Genomic DNA, 18,368 nt, shown 5'->3' with positions numbered 1-18,368 from the left:
AAACGCGAGCAGACCCGCATCGGATTGATCAGCGACTGCCACAACTTGCGAGAGGTGCCTCCAGCGGAATTTCGACGAAAAGCTCACCGACAGTCGATTGCTTCAGGCGAGTCCAACGTTCGTCCGAGATCATCGTAGGGACGCCACGTTCCCATTCCGTGCCAAAGTCGTCTTGAATCCGTTTGAAGGGACCTTTGAAAAGAACGCGCCGGCTCGGCTTCGTCGCGGATGCCGTGGTCGCCTCACGGACTGGCTCTGCCCCTTTGGCTTCTGAAGCAAGAAGGGGCCGCGTTGCTTCCAGCTTTGTCTCCCGCAGGGCATGTCCCTGGAATTCAAAGCAGGGGGCCGTGCGGAATGTCGTCAGTCTCAGATCTTCGAACCCGGCCAGCTCCAAAGCTCGCATCAATTCTGCTCGCACAGGAACGTGTTTGACGTACGCAGCGGGGCCGGAAAGCTGTGGTGGCGCAGGAAGCTCCTGCTCACAGGTGAGAATATGCAGCGAGACGGTTCCACCGGGAACAATTGCCGCGAAGAGACGTTTCAAAATCTCGTTCACCATGCGTGCCGGTTCAGGGAGATTGAATGTTCCGCGTAGCCGGATTTCGTCGAACTGTTGAGGGGGAACATCGAAAGGGGATCCCATCTGGTGTTCCAAGATCCTCGGCGGGGACTTTTTTAATGCGGGACTGTGCAGCAGGTCACAAGCTGATTCCGCACCGATCACTTGATCCAGCGGTTGGCCTCCGCCGCGGTGATCGATGTCTCCCTCAAGAACGTAGAATTCCCATAGCCGTTTGTCGTCATCGTTGACCCAGAACTTGGTTTGTTTTGCGTAACAGCACTCGACACCTTCTTCCCGTTGCGTCTTGATCCCCAGGATTTCGAGTTGCCGTTGCACCTCGACCAGCGACTTGGCGTCAGCGAATCGAAAGCCGACATGATTCAACGATCCGAACTCCTGTGGCGAGCGAGGTTCCAGCGACAGCACCAGCGGGGGCGAAGCCAACTCAAACTTCGCGTAGTCGGGTCGTTGCTTGGCCGGAGCGGTTCCCAACAGCTTCGTGAAGAAGGGGACTGCGTGCTCAAGATTGGACACATTCAGAGACAGGTGGAAGCGGACAGCAGGGTCAGGTGTCGACATCAGGAATTCTTCTGCAACAGGGGAGAGAGCAGGGCGGGGACCGTGTCAGAATGTGTTGTGGTCGGTGCCTCTTCTGGCCGCGGAACTCGTACGAAAAGAGACCAGATTGAAACTATCATCGCCAGGACCGCCAGAAACTGGAAGACGCCTGAGTAAGTCCCGAACCGGGTAAAGCACTCAGCAAAGAGTCGAGGTCCCAGAGCCGATGCGAGGACCGTCATCATTTGTGACACGGACTGAATTTGACCGAGATATCGTCTGCCGAAGGCCTGACCCCAGACGGTAAAGAACAGCACCGTGGTAATGGTCCCTGATACCCCCATTCCCACTGCGTACATCTTGATTCCGAAGGGAGAGTGCACGTAAGGGAGACACGCGAGGCAGATGGACAGCAGGATCAGACCAGCGGCGAGAAGTTTATTCAGAGAGATCCGTTGACCCAGCCAACCGATGGGAAGCTTTACGAACAGTCCGACTGTGGTCGACAGGGCCATGAGATCGTAGAACGTTTCTTTGGGAAAACCCTGCTGCGTCAAAACCGATTCATTAAAAAGTGACGTTCCTGATCCTATCAGCGCCACAAGCGAAATCGCGATTCCAAACAACCAGAACGCCGATGTCCCCATGGCCTGCCTGAGCGTAAAGCCTTGAGGTGATGAAACGGCCTCCGTAGCGTCCTGATTGGAAGACGGGACAGACTCGAACGATTGCGGAGGTTCCCGGGTGAGCAACAGTGCGATGGGGACGAATGCCACGAGTACATAACCCATCCCGCTCCAGAGGACCCGCCAGTCCTGGTTGGCGTAGTCCCTGGCCGCGATACTGGCGTAGATGAAACCGATTGTCAGCAGTAACGAGTAGACGGCCATCGGCAGACTGATCTTGTCCCGAAACCACTTGCCGACCATGGTGATACTGATGACCGAAAGAGCACTCTGTCCGAATCCACGTGTCAACAGAATGGCAACGGACAAGGTGGGCAGATCATTAATTCGTGTCATCCAGAGCACGGTTGCGGCCAGTGCTGCGATGGTCGCGGTCAGTGTGATCCGCATTCCAAACCGGTCGATCAGCCAGCCGCACGGGAGACAGAACAGCCCGCCAAGCAACGTCGCCCACAAATTGATATTGCTGTACTGGACACGCTCAAGGTGGAACCGTTCTTCCGCCAACAGACGCTCGGTGATCATGCCGAGTCCGTGGGTACGACCGGGCAGCGTGGCGACCATGGCCATGGCCGCAATCACGATGATGACCCAGCCGTAGCGGGAACCCCGGGGCGCGGGTTGGGAACTCGTTTCGCGTGACATCACTCTCTCACTCAATCCTTGTCTATCGTGATTGGAACAGCGTGGGATCGGTTCGTCGTTGTTTACTCGAAGTACACCGACGCGGAAGCTTGGGCGGCACGGTGCTGAGCCAGCCGCTCACGAAATTCGGCGTAATGTGCGTCACGCTGGTCACCCCCGTCGGACACGGCGTTGTAACTCACATAGAACACGCGGCGCATTTGTGTTGAACGGTTCGGTTCGGAACGATGAGGCGTCAATCCATGAAACACGGCAATGTCGCCCGGGTTGAGTGCCAGACAAGTTTTTCGCTGCGGATCGACAACATCATCCGGCAGCATGTAGACGGAGCTATCGTGGGTGAGAAAATCGTTGTGGTAGCCTGGAAAGACTTCTGTGCAGCCATTCTCTTCGGTGCTCGGGTCAATCGGGATGAGAACGGTCAGGAACGTTCGAGGAAATCCCTTCCATCCCCGGGGGATGTCCTGATGGAGCTGATATCCCTGTGCGCCAGGGGGCTTGAAGATCAGTTTCTCTTTAAAGAGACAGGCAGGCTCGCCGTAAAGCGATTCGAGGAGCGCCGCCAGGCGAGAGTCATCGCAAATTTGGGTACAGACAGGTGAGATATCGTTGACCGGATCGAAAACCTCGAACAGGAGCTCGCCTGTTTCGTGGTGCGGCATGTAGCGGCACCGCAGATTCCGAAGCGAGATCAAATCGCGGTGTTCGGTCAGCAGTCGATCCGATTCGTGGCGCAGCAATTCCATCTGATCGGTCGAGAAAAAGTTTCGAATCATGAAGAAGCCGTCCTTCTTCCATTGATCGAATAACGGTGGTGCGGCGACCAAACTCACGTCCGCGGGCAGGGTAACCAATGACGGATCTCCTCATGCATGCTGCTGAATCCAGTCTCACACACGCTGGATTGATGACGAGTAAGTCAAGATGAACGACGTCGTGCGCGATTGGCAAGATAACCGATACCGACTCGCGCTGCTCAGGTCCCCGCTTCAAGTCGGTTAACCAGTTCCTCTCGCAGTTCCTCTTTGGTAATCAGATTGGCAGCGTCGATTGCCTCGTTCTGTTTACCGCAGCCAGAGAGTGCTTCCGCGCATTCGACCGCCACCTGATTTCTCAGCGATTCCTGCTGGATCAGCGGTAACCCCTGCATCACGGCGAAACCATCGCCCGCGTCGGCGGACTGGCGGCAGGCTTCTGCCAGGGCGGCGTCCCGTTTGGCTGCCCCCTGAACCTGAAGAGCTCCCAGTACCTGATCCATCATGTTCGACCTGTCAGAGGGGGTCGAAGTTCCGCATCCTGCCATTCCTGTTATCCACAGCAGGAACAGCGAAAGAAATAAACGAGTTTGCTGTCGGGGTTTGGGAGGAAAGGGCATGTGATCGCTCTTGGAAGCCTTGCGGAATTAACGCAACAACATTCTAATGAATGTCAGAGGATGTCTGCAACTGACCGTATTTCAGCTGGAATTGCTATGAAACGTCGGGCGTTTACACTGATCGAACTGCTGGTTGTGATTGCGATTATCGCTGTCCTGATTGCCTTGCTCCTGCCAGCGGTTCAGCAGGCTCGCGAAGCGGCCCGCCGAACGCAGTGCAAGAACAATTTAAAGCAACTTGGGTTGGCGCTTCACAACTACGAAAGCACCCACTCAACGTTTCCGCCCAATCTCGTCCCGGGTGGCAACTATGCGTACAGTGCGGGGAACTGGGGGGTGCTCGCTTATCTCAGCCCCTACATCGATCAGGCGAACCTCTACAACCTGATGAATCTGAACGCTCCGACTTATGCGGCGACCGCTCCCTACGACATTGCCGACCCGAACAATCAGATTGCTGCAGGGACCATCATTCCGTCGTTCCTGTGTCCCAGCGACAAGTCGAAGTCCCTTGGCGGAGCTTACGGCGTCGCATCCCTGGGGCCCTCGAACTATTGCGGCAATCAGGGAAGTGGTGTTTATGCGTCGGGAAACGGATCGCCGTACAATTCTGACGGCGTGATGTTCGCTAATTCGAAGGTTCGCATCGCCGACATCAGTGACGGGACCAGCAACACTGCGTGTATGTCGGAAAGTATTCTAGGGGATGGGGCAACAAACTCACCCGGACCTGTGCCCCCGAATGGGGCTCAAAAGTCCTATGCCTATCTCACCACATACGGAACCGTGGATGATGCCACTTGTGCATCAGCGTCGATGTGGAACGTTCAGACCCTGCGTCAGTTCCTCTGGTTCTCGGGCGAGATACGTAATACGTCGTACAATCACTACTACACCCCGAATTCAAAGAACTGGGACTGCATTACCAATTCAGCAGCTGCGGGATACACCGCGGTCGGCTGGAAGGCGGCCCGAAGTATGCACGTGGGTGGAACGCACCTGTTGATGTGTGACGGGTCTGGACGATTTGTCAGCGACAGCATCGACGCGCAATTATGGCGGGGAATCGGCAGTCGGAACGGTGGCGAAATCATCGGCGAGTTCTGAGCACTTCCGGCCTGAGGGCGTTCACCCGGACGCCTCATCACGGCTTGACTGGTGGTGAGGGGATTGCAGCGATCCGGGTAACTTCAGCCCCGTCGCAGACTGAGGAGTAACGGACCCTCTTCGGCGGGAATCCATTCCCCCTGCTTCTCATTGAAGCTCGCGAGCCCGTTCCCGCAGAAGATTTTTCTGGATCTTTCCCGTTGATGTTCGGGGCAGAGGACCAAAGACCACCGCTTTGGGAATTTTGAAACCTGCGAGATGCTGGCGGCAGAACGTGATGATGTCGCTGCTCGTCAGACCCGTCTCGGATTTCAGCGAGATGAAGGCACAGGGACGCTCGCCCCATTTTTCGTCGGGCATGGCCACGACGGCTGAATCCAGCACGGCGGGGTGCCGGGAAAGGACTTCTTCAATTTCGATGGTAGAGATGTTTTCTCCACCGGAAATGATGATGTCTTTGGATCGATCTTTCAGTTCGATGTAACCGTCGGGATGCAGGACAGCCAGGTCCCCGGTATGGAACCAGCCGTCGCGAAACGCTTCCTGGGTTGCCTGAGGATTCTTGAGATAACCCTTCATGACGATATTGCCCCGCATCATGACTTCCCCGATGGTCGTCCCATCCGCGGGGCAAGGTTGCATGGTGGCGGGATCGGCGACCATCAGTCCTTCGAGGACGGCGTAATTGACTCCCTGACGCGCCTTCAATCGGGATCGCTCTTCGAGTGGTAAGTCATTCCACTCAGGATGCCAGTCACATACGGTGGCGGGACCGTAAACTTCTGTCAGGCCGTACACGTGGGTGACGTGAAATCCGATTTCTTCCATGCCGGCAATGACCGAACTGGGAGGAGCCGACGCGGCCGTCATGACTTCCACTGTGCGGTCCAGTTCAATCTGATCACGTGACTGGATGAGCAGGTTGAGGATAATAGGGGCTCCACACAGATGCGTGACGCGATGTTGCTTGATTGCATTGATGATCGCTCCCGCCTCCACACGTCGAAGGCAAATGTGCGTGCCTCCGACGGCGCTGAGCGTCCACGGAAAACACCATCCGTTGCAGTGGAACATCGGTAGGGTCCACAGATACACCGGCGCTGCGGTCATGTTCCACGCCAGCAGGTTGCCCATCGCGAGGAGATACGCGCCGCGGTGGTGATACACGACCGCTTTGGGGTTACCCGTCGTTCCAGAGGTGTAGTTCAGCGCGATGGCATCCCATTCATTCGAAGGGACGACAGCGTGATAGTCAGGATCGCCTGATTTCAGAAACGTTTCGTAGTCCATTTCTCTAAGACGATGGCCTGGCCCTTGATTCTGTGGATCGTCGATGTCGATGACGGTCAGAGTACGCCCGGATTTCTTCAGCAGTTCAAGTGCTGGCTGGATTGTCGCCGAAAATTCACGATCCGTGATCAGGACTTTGGCTTCGCCATGTTCCAGGATAAAGGCGATCGTGGAAGGTTCCAGCCGAATGTTGAGAGCATTGAGGACCCCGCCGGTCAGGGGAACACCGTAATGCGCTTCCAGCATGGGGGGAACGTTCGAGGCCATGATCGCCACAGTGTCCCCTCGGCCAATGCCCAGTTTTGCCAGCGCCGACGCCAGCCGCCGACATCGTTCTGCGAACTCGGCGTATGTGGCTTGCTGGTCTCCGTGCACCCAGGCGACTCGTTTGGGGTACACCTTTTCGGCTCGCTGCAGGAATGAGAGAGGAGTCAGGGGGGCGAAGTTGGCTTCCACCTGGTCCAGATTGCAGTCATAGGGGTTGGTTAAAAAAGGAGCGTTGGACATCAATCAAGAGCCCTTCGAAGCCGCAGTATCCACGGCAATATCACATTTTGTCGTGCTTATTCAGTCGTGAGGCGCCACCACAATGCCATCACCGGTTTGGGGAATACTCTATCCAAACAGAGACAGAAACCCGAGCGCGATACGAGAAGAACCTGGAACGATCTGTAAATGCGAGACCATTCCTGCAACAAGCATCGTCTATCGGCTGATTTCCATGTCGGGGCGAGCCTGACGGAGTTCTGTCAGCCCGGAGTCTGTGATCCGTATTCCAGACACGCTGAGCTTGACCAGTTGAGGCAATAGTCCAAGCTCCTGCACACCCTCGTCAGATAACTGTGTGAGTCGCAAACTGAGGTGCGTCAGTTTGGGAAACAGTTTGAGATGCGGGGGACCCTCATCCGTGATTTGACAATCGCCCAAACTGAGGGAGGTCAGATTCTGAAGTGCTGACAAGTTGATCAACGCCACGTCGGTCAGGTTGTTCCCAATCAGGTCCAGTACCTTTAAATCATGGAGATTCGTGAGATGGATCATCGAGGCGTCGGTCAGTTGTGAATACTGCAACTGCAGGCTTTCGAGTTGATTGAGCTGTCCGATTTCCCGGAGATCGGCATCAGTCAGTGGCAGCCTGTTGGCGGTCAGATGCCGAAGCTGTTTCAGTTGGCCTATTCCTTCCAGCCCCGCTTCGGATGGATCGGTTCGGGAGATGTCCAGGGAAACCAGGGCTCCATTATTTTGCAGCTTTTTTAGCCCCGTGCCGCTGATTTTCAAGTTCTGCAGCTGCAAATGCGTGAGTTGCTTCAGAGGGCTGAGTTCCGCCAGCGCGGCGTCAGTGCAAGGAGTCATACTCAGGTCGAGACTTCGCAGCTCCGTCAGCTCCGACAAGTCTCGCAGTCCCGCGTCCGTAATCCGGGTCATCCTCAGGTTGAGCGTCGTCAGGCTTTTCAGTTGTTTCAATTGAGGAAGGCAACGATCGGTCACTTTCCGTCCCTCGTCAGCGTCCCTGAATTGGAAAACAAGGCTTTGAAGCTGAGGGAAGTCTTTCAGCAGGTGAAAGTACTTATCGTTGAACCGGCACTTGTCCTGAAACAGAATTGCCACAACGGGACCACCCGGTAACCCGGGATCCCGCCTGACGATCCCTCCCAGGATTTGAATTTTCTCGATTGACTGGGCCTCATCGTCGGTGGCGTGTCCAGTGATCGGTGCCGCACAGAGAAACGTCACAAGAGCGAAGAGAATCGCCCGCCGAGAAATCATCCAGACCTCCTTCGAATCGCTGAAAACCTCGCACTCACTGATCAGGCGTGGCGATCGGGTTTTCGATAAACCGTCGTGCTGCCGAACGATTCTGACACCAGCGACGTCGTCAGCCCATACAGGCTTTCCGCCGCTCCCAGAATCAGCAGGCCTCCCGGAACCAGGAGCTTGTGAAATTGTTCGCAAAGCTTCTGGCGCGTCGGAGTATCGAAGTAGATCATGACATTCCGACAGAAAATCAATTCAAAAGGGCCAATATCCGGCATGGGATTCAGGAAGTTCATCTGGCGAAACTCGATCATCTTTTTCAATTGAGGATTGATCGTCCAGTGGAGCCCCTGCTGCTGGAAGTATCGCCTGCGCTGCTCTGGTGTGACTCCTCGATCGAGGTCTCGCTCGAGGTAGCGTCCCTCTTTCGCCGTGGTAAGTGACTTCGCCGAAACATCCGTGGCCAGAATCGGAAGCTGTTCGACCTTCAATCCCAGCGCCACGTTCGCGGACAGGTATTCGTGGATGATCATGGCCAGACTGTAAGGCTCTTGCCCAGTCGAGCAGCCCGCGGACCAGATTCGGGCGACAGGAACCCGTGTTCCTTGCTCGCGGCGTCGCCGCAGTGATTCCGCCACGCGGGAAAGGATTCGTCGCCGGAACTCGTCAAAAACGTGAGCGTCACGATTAAACGAAGTTTCTCCGGTGGTGAGTGCCTCAACCAGTTCATCACGCATCGCGCCGGCACCGAGCTGCTGCAGTCGTCCCAGGTAGTCGCCGAAGGATGTGCAGCCGTGCGCCGTCACGACGGGTTCGAGCCGTGTTTTCACGAGATACGTCTTATCGTCCGTCAGAACCAGACCACACAATGACCTGACCAGCGTCTGAACGTCGCGAAACTCCTGAGTCGAGACTTCCATTGTGTCAGCCCTCGATTCCCAGGTGTGCACGTAATGCCGGCCCGATATCTTCAATCGGAAGAATCTCGTCTGCCGCATTCGCAGCAACGACGCTTCCCGGCATTCCCCAGACGATGCTTGATTCTTCATCTTGTACGATGACGTGTGCCCCCATTCGTTTCAGGGTGATTGCTCCGAGAGCCCCGTCGGTCCCCATTCCGGTCAGAATCACGGCCAGCACACTTCCGCCGTAGACAGCCGCTGCCGATCGGAAAAGAACATCAACCGATGGACGACAGCCGTTTTCCGGAGGGGAATCACAGAAGCTCATCACCACTCGCTGTTCTTGCCGGGTCAGGATCAAATGTTTTCCCCCCTGGGCAACATAGACCACACCTGGGCGTGGGATGGTTCCTTCTGTCGCCTCGACAATCTCTGTCCCGCAACGACGGGCGAGGCTGGTCGCGAAGTAATGGGTGAAGTTTTCCGGCAGATGTTGAACGAGGAAAATGGGGACCCGGCACCCGGGGGTCAGTACAGGCAACAGCCGGGCGATCGCTTCAGGACCTCCGGTTGATGAACCGATCACGATCGCGCGAAAGCGGGATTCGTTTTTCGGCGTTGCGGGCTTCTTATCTCGAAGGGCTTTAAAGGCAGGGATGACTTTGCGGCGCGAGCGGAACGCCTTGATCTTCTCGAGAAGTTGCTCCTTGAGCGAGGCCGCGTTCGCCAGGGTATCAGGCCCCGTCGGCTTGGAAATGAAGTCGAATGCTCCTTCTTCCAGTCCTTCGACGGTGATCGCGGCATCCCGTTTGGTGTGCAGACTGACCAGCAGAATACCGATCGTCCGTTCGCGGTTCTGTGCGAGTTCCCTCAATGCCCTCAGGGTCGCGATTCCCCCCATTCCCGGCATTTCGATGTCGAGTGTCACGAAATCAGGCAGGGAAGCGCGCGCGAACTCGACTGCCTTCTCGCCATTCCAGACTGATCCGACGACCCGCACGTCATTCCGACCAGAGAGTGCCTCTTCGATCACGCTCCGAAAGATCCGCGAGTCGTCGACAATCAGAATTTTCAGCGGTTCATCAGTCATTCGACCACGGTGTCTTCTTTGTTGATTTTGAATCGTCCGACAAGTTTGCGTAGCTCTTTACCAATCTTATCGAGGTGCTCTGCAGACTGGTGAACCTTCGAGGCCGAATGGTTTGTCGATCGCGATGCCACGCTGACGCCGTGAATGTCGGAGGAAATTCCACTTGCAGCCTTCGCTGCTTCGCCGACATTTCTCGAGACATCGGTGGCACCTCGCGCGGCTTCCGCCACGTTTCGGGACATATCACCAGCCGCTTTGGCGACTTCAGAAATGGATCGAGCGATGTCTCCCACTCCCTTATTCGCCTCACTCACGTTTTGCGAAATCATAGTCGCTGCCTGAGTTTGTTTCTCTACTGACTGAGAAATTCGTCCGGCAGACGAATTGATGTCCTTAATAATCTGTGAGACATTCTGAATCACCTGGACGGCCTGACGGGTGTCATTCTGCACTCCTTCGATCTTGCGCGCGATGTCTTCCGCCGCCTTGGCGCTCTGGTTTGCCAGTTCCTTGATTTCGTGTGCGACGACGGCAAAGCCTTTGCCTGCTTCCCCGGCGGATGTCGCTTCGATCGTTGCATTTAACGCGAGCAGGTTGGTCTGAAGTGCGATCATCTTGATCGTTTCGGTGACCTTGCTGATTTCGGTTCCGGATTGGCTGAGTGTCTGAATCGTGGCTGTGGCCGAGTCTGCCATACGGCTTGCCTCACCGGCGACCAGTGAGCCTTCTCTGACATCATTCAGGACATCGGTGAACGAACTGGAGATTTCGACCACGGCACTCGAAACAGCCCCGACGTTGTGCGAAGTCTGTTCAGCCGCCGAAGAAATCGTGCCAACGTTGACACTCATTTCTTCACTGGCAGAACTGATCGAGGCGACGTTGACACTCATCTGTTCTGCCGCGGCTGCCATGGTACTGATGTTGGAGGAAAGTTCTTCCGAGGAACTGGCAACGCTCGCCGCATTCAGCGAGGTCGTTTCGCTTTGTGACAGGAGTTGGTTAGAGACACCGCTCAGTTCATCTGCAGACCCGGCGAGGGATTCGGAGACTTTCTGGATTTGAGCAACGATATTTGTGAGCGAGTCGGCAAGAGAATTCGTGGCATCGGACAATTCACCGACTTCATCTTTCTGCTTCAGATGGATTCGCTGTCTCAGGTCACCGTCGGCCATGGCCTGGGCCAGATTGCGAACTTCGAAGACGGGGCGAGTCACCGATTCTTTGACGAGATAGGCCAGAATCGATCCCAATATGACGCCGACCAAGGTCATTCCGATAATCGATCTGAACGCGTTCAGGTAGGCGACATTGCTCATGTCTCGCCCGGATTTGGCCTCCATTGAGAACAGTTCGTCCAGCTTTACGATCCGTTGGACGCAGTCTTCACTCGCCACGCGTGAGGCATTGAGCGACAGAACGACCGATTGATTGTTCGTATCCAGTCGTGACAGAACGATCAGGGAAGCAAGTGACGTCTTGATGTCGTTCAGGCGATTACGGGCATCGACTTGACTGGGGCCATCCCCTGCGGAAGCGACAGGCAGACCATGTTGAATCCGTTCCTGCAGTTCATCCAGCTTTTTCTCGAACGCGAGCATGTCCTCTTCGGCCGAGGCGTTGATATGGCGCATTGCGTTGGGCAGGATCCCCATCAGTTGATCCTGCAACTCATACAGCGTCTTCATTCGCTCCATGACAGAAGCATCGATCTCTGTTTTCGAACTGGCATCATCAACCCAGGACTGAAGGCGTGTTTCCAGGATTTCAACCTGCCGCTGGATCTCAGATCCCAACAGTTTTCTGGCTTTGACATTCGAGTTCTGAACCGCCAAATCCAGGACCTTGTTATTGATTTCCTCTGTTTTATCCAGCGACTTGATGCATTCGTCCACGCTGGTGGTCTGGCCTTCGATCCCCCCTTTGATGACGACTTCCTTTAACCGCCCCAGCGTTTCACGTGCTTCCACCAGGCTGCTGCGGGAATGGGTAGCGAAACTCCTGCTGACGTCGTCATCGGGAGAAAGGACCGCGTTCTTCTGAGCACGGATGCTGGCCAGAACCTTCACGTGGATATCTGACGTGAGATTGAGCTTATAGAACGTGGAATCCACTAACTGCCGGACCTGGACATTGACCGCTGCCAGACGGTCTGCAGCGACCCATGCGACCACGATGATCGTCGAGATCAAGATCGAAGTCAGAATCATCATTTTGCTGGCGAGTTTGAAGTTCTTCACGGTGATACCTGCAACAAGTAGATCAAGTTGAATGCAATGTGATTAAAGTCGGGTTTAGGCGGGACCCGCAAAATTCGTTTCGACGATCCTCAGAAACCGACGGGGATTGAGGATCACCAGAAGCTCTCTGGCCAATTTAGCGACAGAGTCAATCAGGTCGATTCGCCGCAGTTGCGACGTTAATGCGTCGAACTGTTCGACAGTGAACGGTTCTATCTGATGGGGGGTGACGGCATGAATCTCGGCGATTTCGTCGACGATCACTCCGAACGCACTTCCCACTGCAGATTTGAATAGAATCAGGCGACTGCTGTCGGTCTGGGGGACAGCGGGCAGTCCCAGCAGTCCGCGCATGTCGAGTGCCAGATGAATGTGTCCGCGGATATTGACCAGTCCCCGGACTTCATCCGGTGAGTGAGCGATCTGCGTGCAGGTGATCTCGGTGGTGACTTCCTTGACGTCGAGAATATCAACGCCGAACAGTTGCCCATCCAGTCGGAAGGTACAGAACAACTGCCTGGACTCCAAAGTGGTTGGTTTCATCGGACCGCCTCCCGCGAATCGACCATGTGACTCACCTTGCGGATCAGGCGGTCGTGATCCAGTTTGACCTCGTAACTGCTGTACCCGCAGTCTTTCGCTTTGGCTTCGTACTCGGCCCCACTCAATGAGGTCAGTGCGAGAAGCGGTGTATCGACGCCACGTCGACGGACTTCGCGGGCAAAATCCCATCCGTCCATCACCGGCATCTCGATATCCGAAACGATGAGATCGAAGTCATCTTCGGAATTGAGTCGATCGAGGCCGTCTTCCCCGTTGATGGCCGTCACGACCTCATATCCCTCGGCGGTGAGATACCGCTTGACGACTTCCCGGAAGAACGCGGTATCGTCGATCAGCAGCAATCGCTTTTCGCATTTTGTCTCTTTCCGGGATCTCTGGTTCTCTGCAGGGGCGATGCCGAACAGTTTTTCAGCGATATGGTGCATATCCAGAAACAGGGTCAGCCGATCCCGCACGATTGCCGACCCGAGAATGCCCGGTTCGTCGTCGGTGAACTGTTGCAGGTCGAGTGCAAGTGATTCGGTGTCGACAATGCGCGAGACCAGAATCCCCATCGGCTGTGCCACAAACTTGGGCAGGATCAATGACATCACCGGTGCGTCACCGTCAGGCGCGGAAACATTGATGACGTGGTTGAGACGCAGAATCCGAGTCGAAACGCCGTCGACGGTCACGTATTCGAAATTGCCCACTCGTTCAAACTGATGCTGCGAGACCATCTCGATCCGACGAATCTGGATGAGTGGCAACGCGAATCGTTCCTGCGGTCCGTATTCGAAGATGAGGACCCGATGCGCCTGTGCTGCTTCTCGAACCGAAGAGGCCTTTTCGGGTTGGGCTGGCGGTGGCTCGAAGCTCAATTGAGCATGTTCAATGATTCCTTCCACGTCAGCGATCAGCGCCACGCGGCCGTCCCCCATGATGGTCGCCCCGGTGAAGATGCCGACCCGCTTCATGGACGGGTGCATTGGCTTGACGACGATTTCCTGCGTCCCCTTCACGTCATCGACCACCAGCCCAAACCGTCGCCCTCCCAGTTTGAGGACCAGAATGTACTCGATGCGATCAGGGGACTGCTGAGCGGCATATTTCGTCAGAATTTCCGCCTTCGCAGTGACGGAGAAAGGCTCCTTCCGAGTCAGCACTTCCGCGAAGCGCACGACCGGGAGCAATTTGTCACGGAGTCGGTAGACTTCGGTGTTGAATGCCTGTTCGATTCTTTCGCTCGAACGTGGGTGCAGGCAAACGACTTCCTCAAGGTCCCGCTGAGGAACCGCGAAGCTCTCGCCGCCGACGGTCACGATCAAGCAGGGAATGATCGCCAGCGTCAGGGGGAGTCGCAGCGCCGTGGAACAGCCGTGTCCTACGACCGAATCGATGCTGAGTGTTCCTTCCAGCAATTCGATGTTTGTTTTGACGACGTCCATCCCGACGCCGCGACCAGACACTTCGGTCACATGTGCGGCGGTCGAGAAACCGGGCATCAGCACCAGAGCGTAGATTTCGCGCGGTGTCATCCGGGTTAGCTCGGACTCGGTCTTCAACCCCAGCGAGAGTGCTTTGATCTTCACCGCTTCAGGGTCAATCCCCTTGCCATCGTCCTGAATCTGAATATGCACCTGACCATCTTCGTGAGAAGCGGAAAGGACGATTCGTCCGATGGGAGACTTTCCTTGCGCAATTCGCTCTTCGGGCAATTCAATTCCGTGATCGACACTGTTGCGGATCAGGTGCATCAGTGGATCACTGAGCTGTTCCAGAATCGATTTGTCGAGTTCGACATCACGTCCCTGCAGGTCGAGTTCAACCTGCTTGCCGAGTTGACGTGCGAGGTCCCTGACCATTCGCGGATATTTATTGAACAGATTTCCCACCGGTTGCATCCGTGCGCGCAGCGTGACGTCCTGCAGTTCCGACGTGACGGAACTGAGACGCTGAATGATGGCGCGACGGGATCCGTCTTCGTCTGCGAAGGCGAGTAACGCCTGATTTCTGACGAGGGTTAACTCTCCGACCAGCGTCATCATTCGATCGAGCAATTCGACCTGGATCCGCAGAGTGGTCGATTTTTCCCCTTCCATCGACGGCGGACGTCGCGTGACTTGCTGCGATGGCGAATTCGGCGGGGAAGGGGGCTCTGCATTGACTGGATCAAGCTGTCGCTCTTCTGCTGGACCAATTGCCTGAGGTGCATCGAGATGAGTTTGCTCGGCCGTGTCCTCTACCTGCAGAGGTGCAGGGTGGGGGTGGAGGCCGCGGCAGGAGCCCGTCCAGACAATCGGTGCGGATGGCAAACCATTTCGCAGATCAACCGGCGCAAACTGCAATTCTCCCTCTGTGATAGGCCCGAAACTGGCCAGATCACGGAAAAAGCGGACCAGTCCGCCGTTCGTTGCCGACCAGGCGGAGAGATCGACGCTCAATCGCTCACCCGTCGTCTCTTCCGTCGAAGAGGTGTTAGGAGTCTCGTCCTGTGACTGCGCTGAATCCATGACGGCGGGGGCTTCGATGACGGCAGACCAGGTCACGGGGCCATCGGGCAGGCTGTCACGCAGGTTGCACGGGTTGATCGTAATGCGTCCGTCATGAATCCGGCCCTGGGAGATCAACTGCCGGAAGAACGACATCAGCCCTCCAGGATGTGCCTGGCTGCGGGCGGCCAGATCGATTTCCAGCGGGATGGTTTCCCGGTCGATTCCTTCCGTCGAGAGACGCTGAAGGATATCGCTGAAGTCGATCACTGTGCTCTGGTTGGCGTTGTCTACGAGAGTGGCCAGGCGGTCCCGGGCTGCAAGCAGGGTTTCGATCGCCGATGGCGCGACAGGAAGTCGCATTCGGACCAGCAGTGACTCCATCGCATGAGCCAGGTCGTGAATCGGCAGCAGGCCGAGGAATCCAGCATCGCCCTTAATGGAATGGATGGATCGGAAACAACGATCAATTCGCTCGGTTGCGGTCGGATGCTTTTCCAGCGTGAGCAAGGAGTCTTCCACAAGACCCAGATGCTCCCGTGCTTCGATGATGAATTCCTCGATTCGGTCAGTCATGATGGCTTAACGCCCCTCCGATGGATAGAGGCGGGCGATGCCGGTTGCGTCGAGGACTTGCTGCAGATCGGCGACCGCTCCGGACATAACGAATTGAGGGATTCCCTCTTTTGCATGTGAGGGAACGGCTGCCAGAAACGCGATCCCGGTGGCGTCGATATCTGTCGTTTGGGTGAGGTCGAAGCGAATACGACGCAAGTTCGCGTTCAGTGCCGCAACGAACGACCGTCGCGCCAATTCTGCAGCGGCGGTGTCGAATAAAGGGGGGAGCGTAATGGTGATCTCATCGAATTGACTGGAACCAGCGACCGGTTTGAGCGGTGCAGCGGGGGCTCCTTTGGCACGGGGTTGTGAGAGTGCTGCGGCCACCACATCAGAGATGGAGGATGCAGCGGGACCGGCGGGCTGTGCGACATCCGCAGATGGTCGCCTGGGTGCTGCAGGGGCCGGGACTCCCGGGGTCGGTACTGAAACGGGGGCCGAAGCGGACAGAGCAGGAGCTGGAGGAGGGGATGAAGCGGGTGTGCCCGCCAGAACCGATTTGATTTCCGCCACCAGAGGCGTTGCTTCGCTGTCGAACTTTTGCCAGTCGATTCCGGGTGTCTGCGAGGCATTTGCGATCCGGTTCAGCATATCGACACCGCGCAGAAGAACGTCGACATGCTCGGGACGGAGCGTCAGTTTGCCATTCTGCGCGGCGACGAAACTGTCCTCCATCACATGTGCGACCCGTACTGCGGGGTCGATTCCGACAATCCGCGCGGCCCCTTTAATGGAGTGGGCACCTCGCATCATTTCGTCGATATGACTGGTGTCCCCCGGGTCTCGTTCAAGTGCCAGGATTCCCGATGTCAGAGATTCAACGTGCGTTTCTACTTCCGCACGAAAAATTTCCAGCATCGATGAGTCTGTGAAAATCTCGCCACTCATGACGTGCCCCGGTCAAGATCCGTTTGATTTCTGAAAATCCACATGTGTTCTACTTCAGATCCTGGATTGCGGTCGGGTATTCACGCTGTTGAAAAGTCGTTTTCAATCCGTTGACTTTCGCTAAATCACCAAGTCGCTACAGTCCGCTCATTCGGTAGAATCATCACGAAACACAATGTCCCGACAAGTGTAACGATTACTACGCGGCAGGAGCTGGTTCTTCAATCGAGAGCCGACTGCGCTTCCCTGTCGGCGGCGAGGGCCGCATACAGACGTGTCGTAACGAGCGGACGAGCTACAGTCAGAGGAATCGAGCATGTCGGAATCAGCGTCAGTCGAGCGAGCGGCAACAGCAGAAGCCAAGCCATTGGACCGAAAGCACACCGATCATCGGATCCGGGTCCTGCTGGTTGATGACCAGCAGATCGTCGCTGAAGCGATTCGCCGCATGCTGGAATCCGAAACGGATATCGAATTCCACTATTGCGCCGATCCTTCGACGGCATTGGCCGTCGCGAAGGATCTATCGCCGACCATCATTCTCCAGGATCTGGTGATGCCGGAGATTGATGGATTGCTTCTGCTGCGTTTTTACCGGGCCAATGCCGCCACGCGCGACATCCCCGTCATTGTCCTCTCTTCTCAGGAAGAAGCGGTTACCAAGGCCAAAGCGTTCGAACTGGGGGCTAGTGACTACCTTGTGAAATTGCCCAACCGCGTGGAACTGATTGCGCGAGTCCGCCACCATTCCCAAGGCTATATTCACCTGCTCGAAAGAAACGAAGCTTTTCAGGCGCTGCGGGAAAGTCAGCAGGCACTCGCGGAAGACGTGGCCGAAGCGGAACGCTATGTCACTTCGCTTCTTCCCGCAAAGATCAAAACCGACAGCGTCGAGACCGACTGGCTGTTCATCCCTTCGTCGAAACTCGGGGGCGACTCGTTCGGATATCACTGGATCGATGAAGACAACCTCGCCTGCTATCTGCTCGATGTCTGCGGCCACGGGGTGAAGTCGGCGTTGATGTCGGTCTCAGCGATGAACGTTTTGCGGGCCCAAAGTCTGCCCGGTTGTGATTTCCGAGATGCCAGCCAGGTTCTGTCTGCGCTGAACAACGCGTTTCTGATGGACAACCACAACCAGATGTACTTCACCATCTGGTATGGAGTCTACAACCGGGTCAAGCACGAGTTAAATTATTCAGGTGCCGGCCATCCCCCTGCGCTGCTGATTTCCGGTCCTCCGGAATCCCCCGCTGCGTGTCAACAGCTGGAGAGTCAGGGACCGATGAACGGCGTCGTCGAGGATCTGCCGTATGACGGTGTCACGGTCCCTGTTGAGCCCGGGTCGCGGCTTTACCTGTACAGTGACGGAATTTGCGAACTCCATCTTCCAGACGGGACGATGTGGCCATTCTCTGAGTTTATTACCGCCATGTCCGCCCCGCTGGCGCTGGGCGAGTCGGCGTTGACGCGAATCCATTCCATCGGACAACGCGTCCAGAGTGGTCACCCCTTCCTGGACGATTTCTCGATTCTGGAATTGAAGCTCCTTTAATTGATCCGCCGACCACATTTGACGCGTTAGGGCTGGGACTGACGGAGGGGAACTGAAAATAC

At 56.2% G+C, this 18,368-nt stretch carries 14 protein-coding genes; 2 read left to right on the top strand and 12 right to left on the bottom strand.

Annotation, left to right across the window (positions count from 1 at the left end; genetic code table 11):
• Positions 1-28: 28 nt before the first annotated feature.
• The 4 genes from ACGY09_RS01500 to ACGY09_RS01485 all read right to left on the bottom strand — a co-directional run bounded on the left by ACGY09_RS01500 (position 29) and on the right by ACGY09_RS01485 (position 3,826).
• On the bottom strand, positions 29-1,141 hold the full coding sequence (locus ACGY09_RS01500; RefSeq protein WP_397570200.1) for an ArsI/CadI family heavy metal resistance metalloenzyme: 1,113 nt from the start codon (positions 1,139-1,141) through the stop codon (positions 29-31).
• Positions 1,141-2,451: a nitrate/nitrite transporter gene (locus ACGY09_RS01495; RefSeq protein ID WP_397570199.1), complete on the bottom strand. Its 1,311-nt coding sequence runs from the start codon at positions 2,449-2,451 to the stop codon at positions 1,141-1,143. Before ACGY09_RS01495 ends, ACGY09_RS01500 begins: the two co-directional genes overlap by 1 nt.
• Before the next feature lie 62 nt (positions 2,452-2,513).
• Positions 2,514-3,305, bottom strand: a complete 792-nt coding sequence (locus tag ACGY09_RS01490) for a phytanoyl-CoA dioxygenase family protein (protein WP_397570198.1) — start codon at positions 3,303-3,305, stop codon at positions 2,514-2,516.
• Between the two features lie 122 nt (positions 3,306-3,427).
• Complete coding sequence (locus tag ACGY09_RS01485) at positions 3,428-3,826, bottom strand: hypothetical protein (protein ID WP_397570197.1); 399 nt, start codon at positions 3,824-3,826, stop codon at positions 3,428-3,430.
• 96 nt (positions 3,827-3,922) lie between these two features.
• Between ACGY09_RS01485 and ACGY09_RS01480 the strand changes: the two genes are divergently transcribed.
• Positions 3,923-4,933: a DUF1559 domain-containing protein gene (locus ACGY09_RS01480; protein ID WP_397570196.1), complete on the top strand. Its 1,011-nt coding sequence runs from the start codon at positions 3,923-3,925 to the stop codon at positions 4,931-4,933.
• 147 nt (positions 4,934-5,080) lie between these two features.
• On the opposite strand, the gene ACGY09_RS01475 is transcribed toward ACGY09_RS01480, so the two are convergent.
• From ACGY09_RS01475 to ACGY09_RS01440, 8 genes are all read right to left on the bottom strand, one after another.
• On the bottom strand, positions 5,081-6,730 hold the full coding sequence (locus ACGY09_RS01475) for an acyl-CoA synthetase (RefSeq protein ID WP_397570195.1): 1,650 nt from the start codon (positions 6,728-6,730) through the stop codon (positions 5,081-5,083).
• A gap of 198 nt (positions 6,731-6,928) precedes the next feature.
• Positions 6,929-7,990, bottom strand: coding sequence for a leucine-rich repeat domain-containing protein (locus ACGY09_RS01470; RefSeq protein WP_397570194.1), 1,062 nt, complete (start codon positions 7,988-7,990; stop codon positions 6,929-6,931).
• 41 nt (positions 7,991-8,031) lie between these two features.
• The gene (locus ACGY09_RS01465; RefSeq protein WP_397570193.1) at positions 8,032-8,898 is read right to left on the bottom strand and encodes a CheR family methyltransferase; all 867 of its coding nucleotides are present in this window, start codon (positions 8,896-8,898) and stop codon (positions 8,032-8,034) included.
• Positions 8,899-8,902: 4 nt separating this feature from the next.
• Positions 8,903-9,970 (bottom strand): chemotaxis-specific protein-glutamate methyltransferase CheB, encoded by a 1,068-nt coding sequence (gene cheB, locus ACGY09_RS01460; RefSeq protein WP_397570192.1) that lies wholly within the window; start codon positions 9,968-9,970, stop codon positions 8,903-8,905.
• On the bottom strand, positions 9,967-12,210 hold the full coding sequence (locus tag ACGY09_RS01455; protein ID WP_397570191.1) for a methyl-accepting chemotaxis protein: 2,244 nt from the start codon (positions 12,208-12,210) through the stop codon (positions 9,967-9,969). The genes cheB and ACGY09_RS01455 overlap by 4 nt, the downstream gene beginning before the upstream one ends.
• A 54-nt stretch (positions 12,211-12,264) precedes the next feature.
• Positions 12,265-12,753 (bottom strand): chemotaxis protein CheW, encoded by a 489-nt coding sequence (locus ACGY09_RS01450; RefSeq protein WP_397570190.1) that lies wholly within the window; start codon positions 12,751-12,753, stop codon positions 12,265-12,267.
• Positions 12,750-15,821 carry a chemotaxis protein CheW gene (locus ACGY09_RS01445; protein ID WP_397570189.1) on the bottom strand — a complete coding sequence of 1,024 codons (3,072 nt, stop codon included), beginning with the start codon at positions 15,819-15,821 and terminating at the stop codon, positions 12,750-12,752. The genes ACGY09_RS01450 and ACGY09_RS01445 overlap by 4 nt, the downstream gene beginning before the upstream one ends.
• A 6-nt stretch (positions 15,822-15,827) precedes the next feature.
• A complete protein-coding gene (locus tag ACGY09_RS01440) occupies positions 15,828-16,751 on the bottom strand; it encodes an Hpt domain-containing protein (protein WP_397570188.1) in 924 nt (307 codons plus the stop codon).
• 316 nt (positions 16,752-17,067) lie between these two features.
• Between ACGY09_RS01440 and ACGY09_RS01435 the strand changes: the two genes are divergently transcribed.
• On the top strand, positions 17,068-18,306 hold the full coding sequence (locus tag ACGY09_RS01435; RefSeq protein ID WP_397570187.1) for a SpoIIE family protein phosphatase: 1,239 nt from the start codon (positions 17,068-17,070) through the stop codon (positions 18,304-18,306).
• Positions 18,307-18,368 lie beyond the last annotated feature (62 nt).

This window comes from Schlesneria sphaerica (genome assembly GCF_044336245.1).
In the GTDB taxonomy this organism is placed as follows: Bacteria; Planctomycetota; Planctomycetia; order Planctomycetales; family Planctomycetaceae; genus Schlesneria; species Schlesneria sphaerica.
This window is presented reverse-complemented; position numbering and strand designations above follow the sequence as displayed.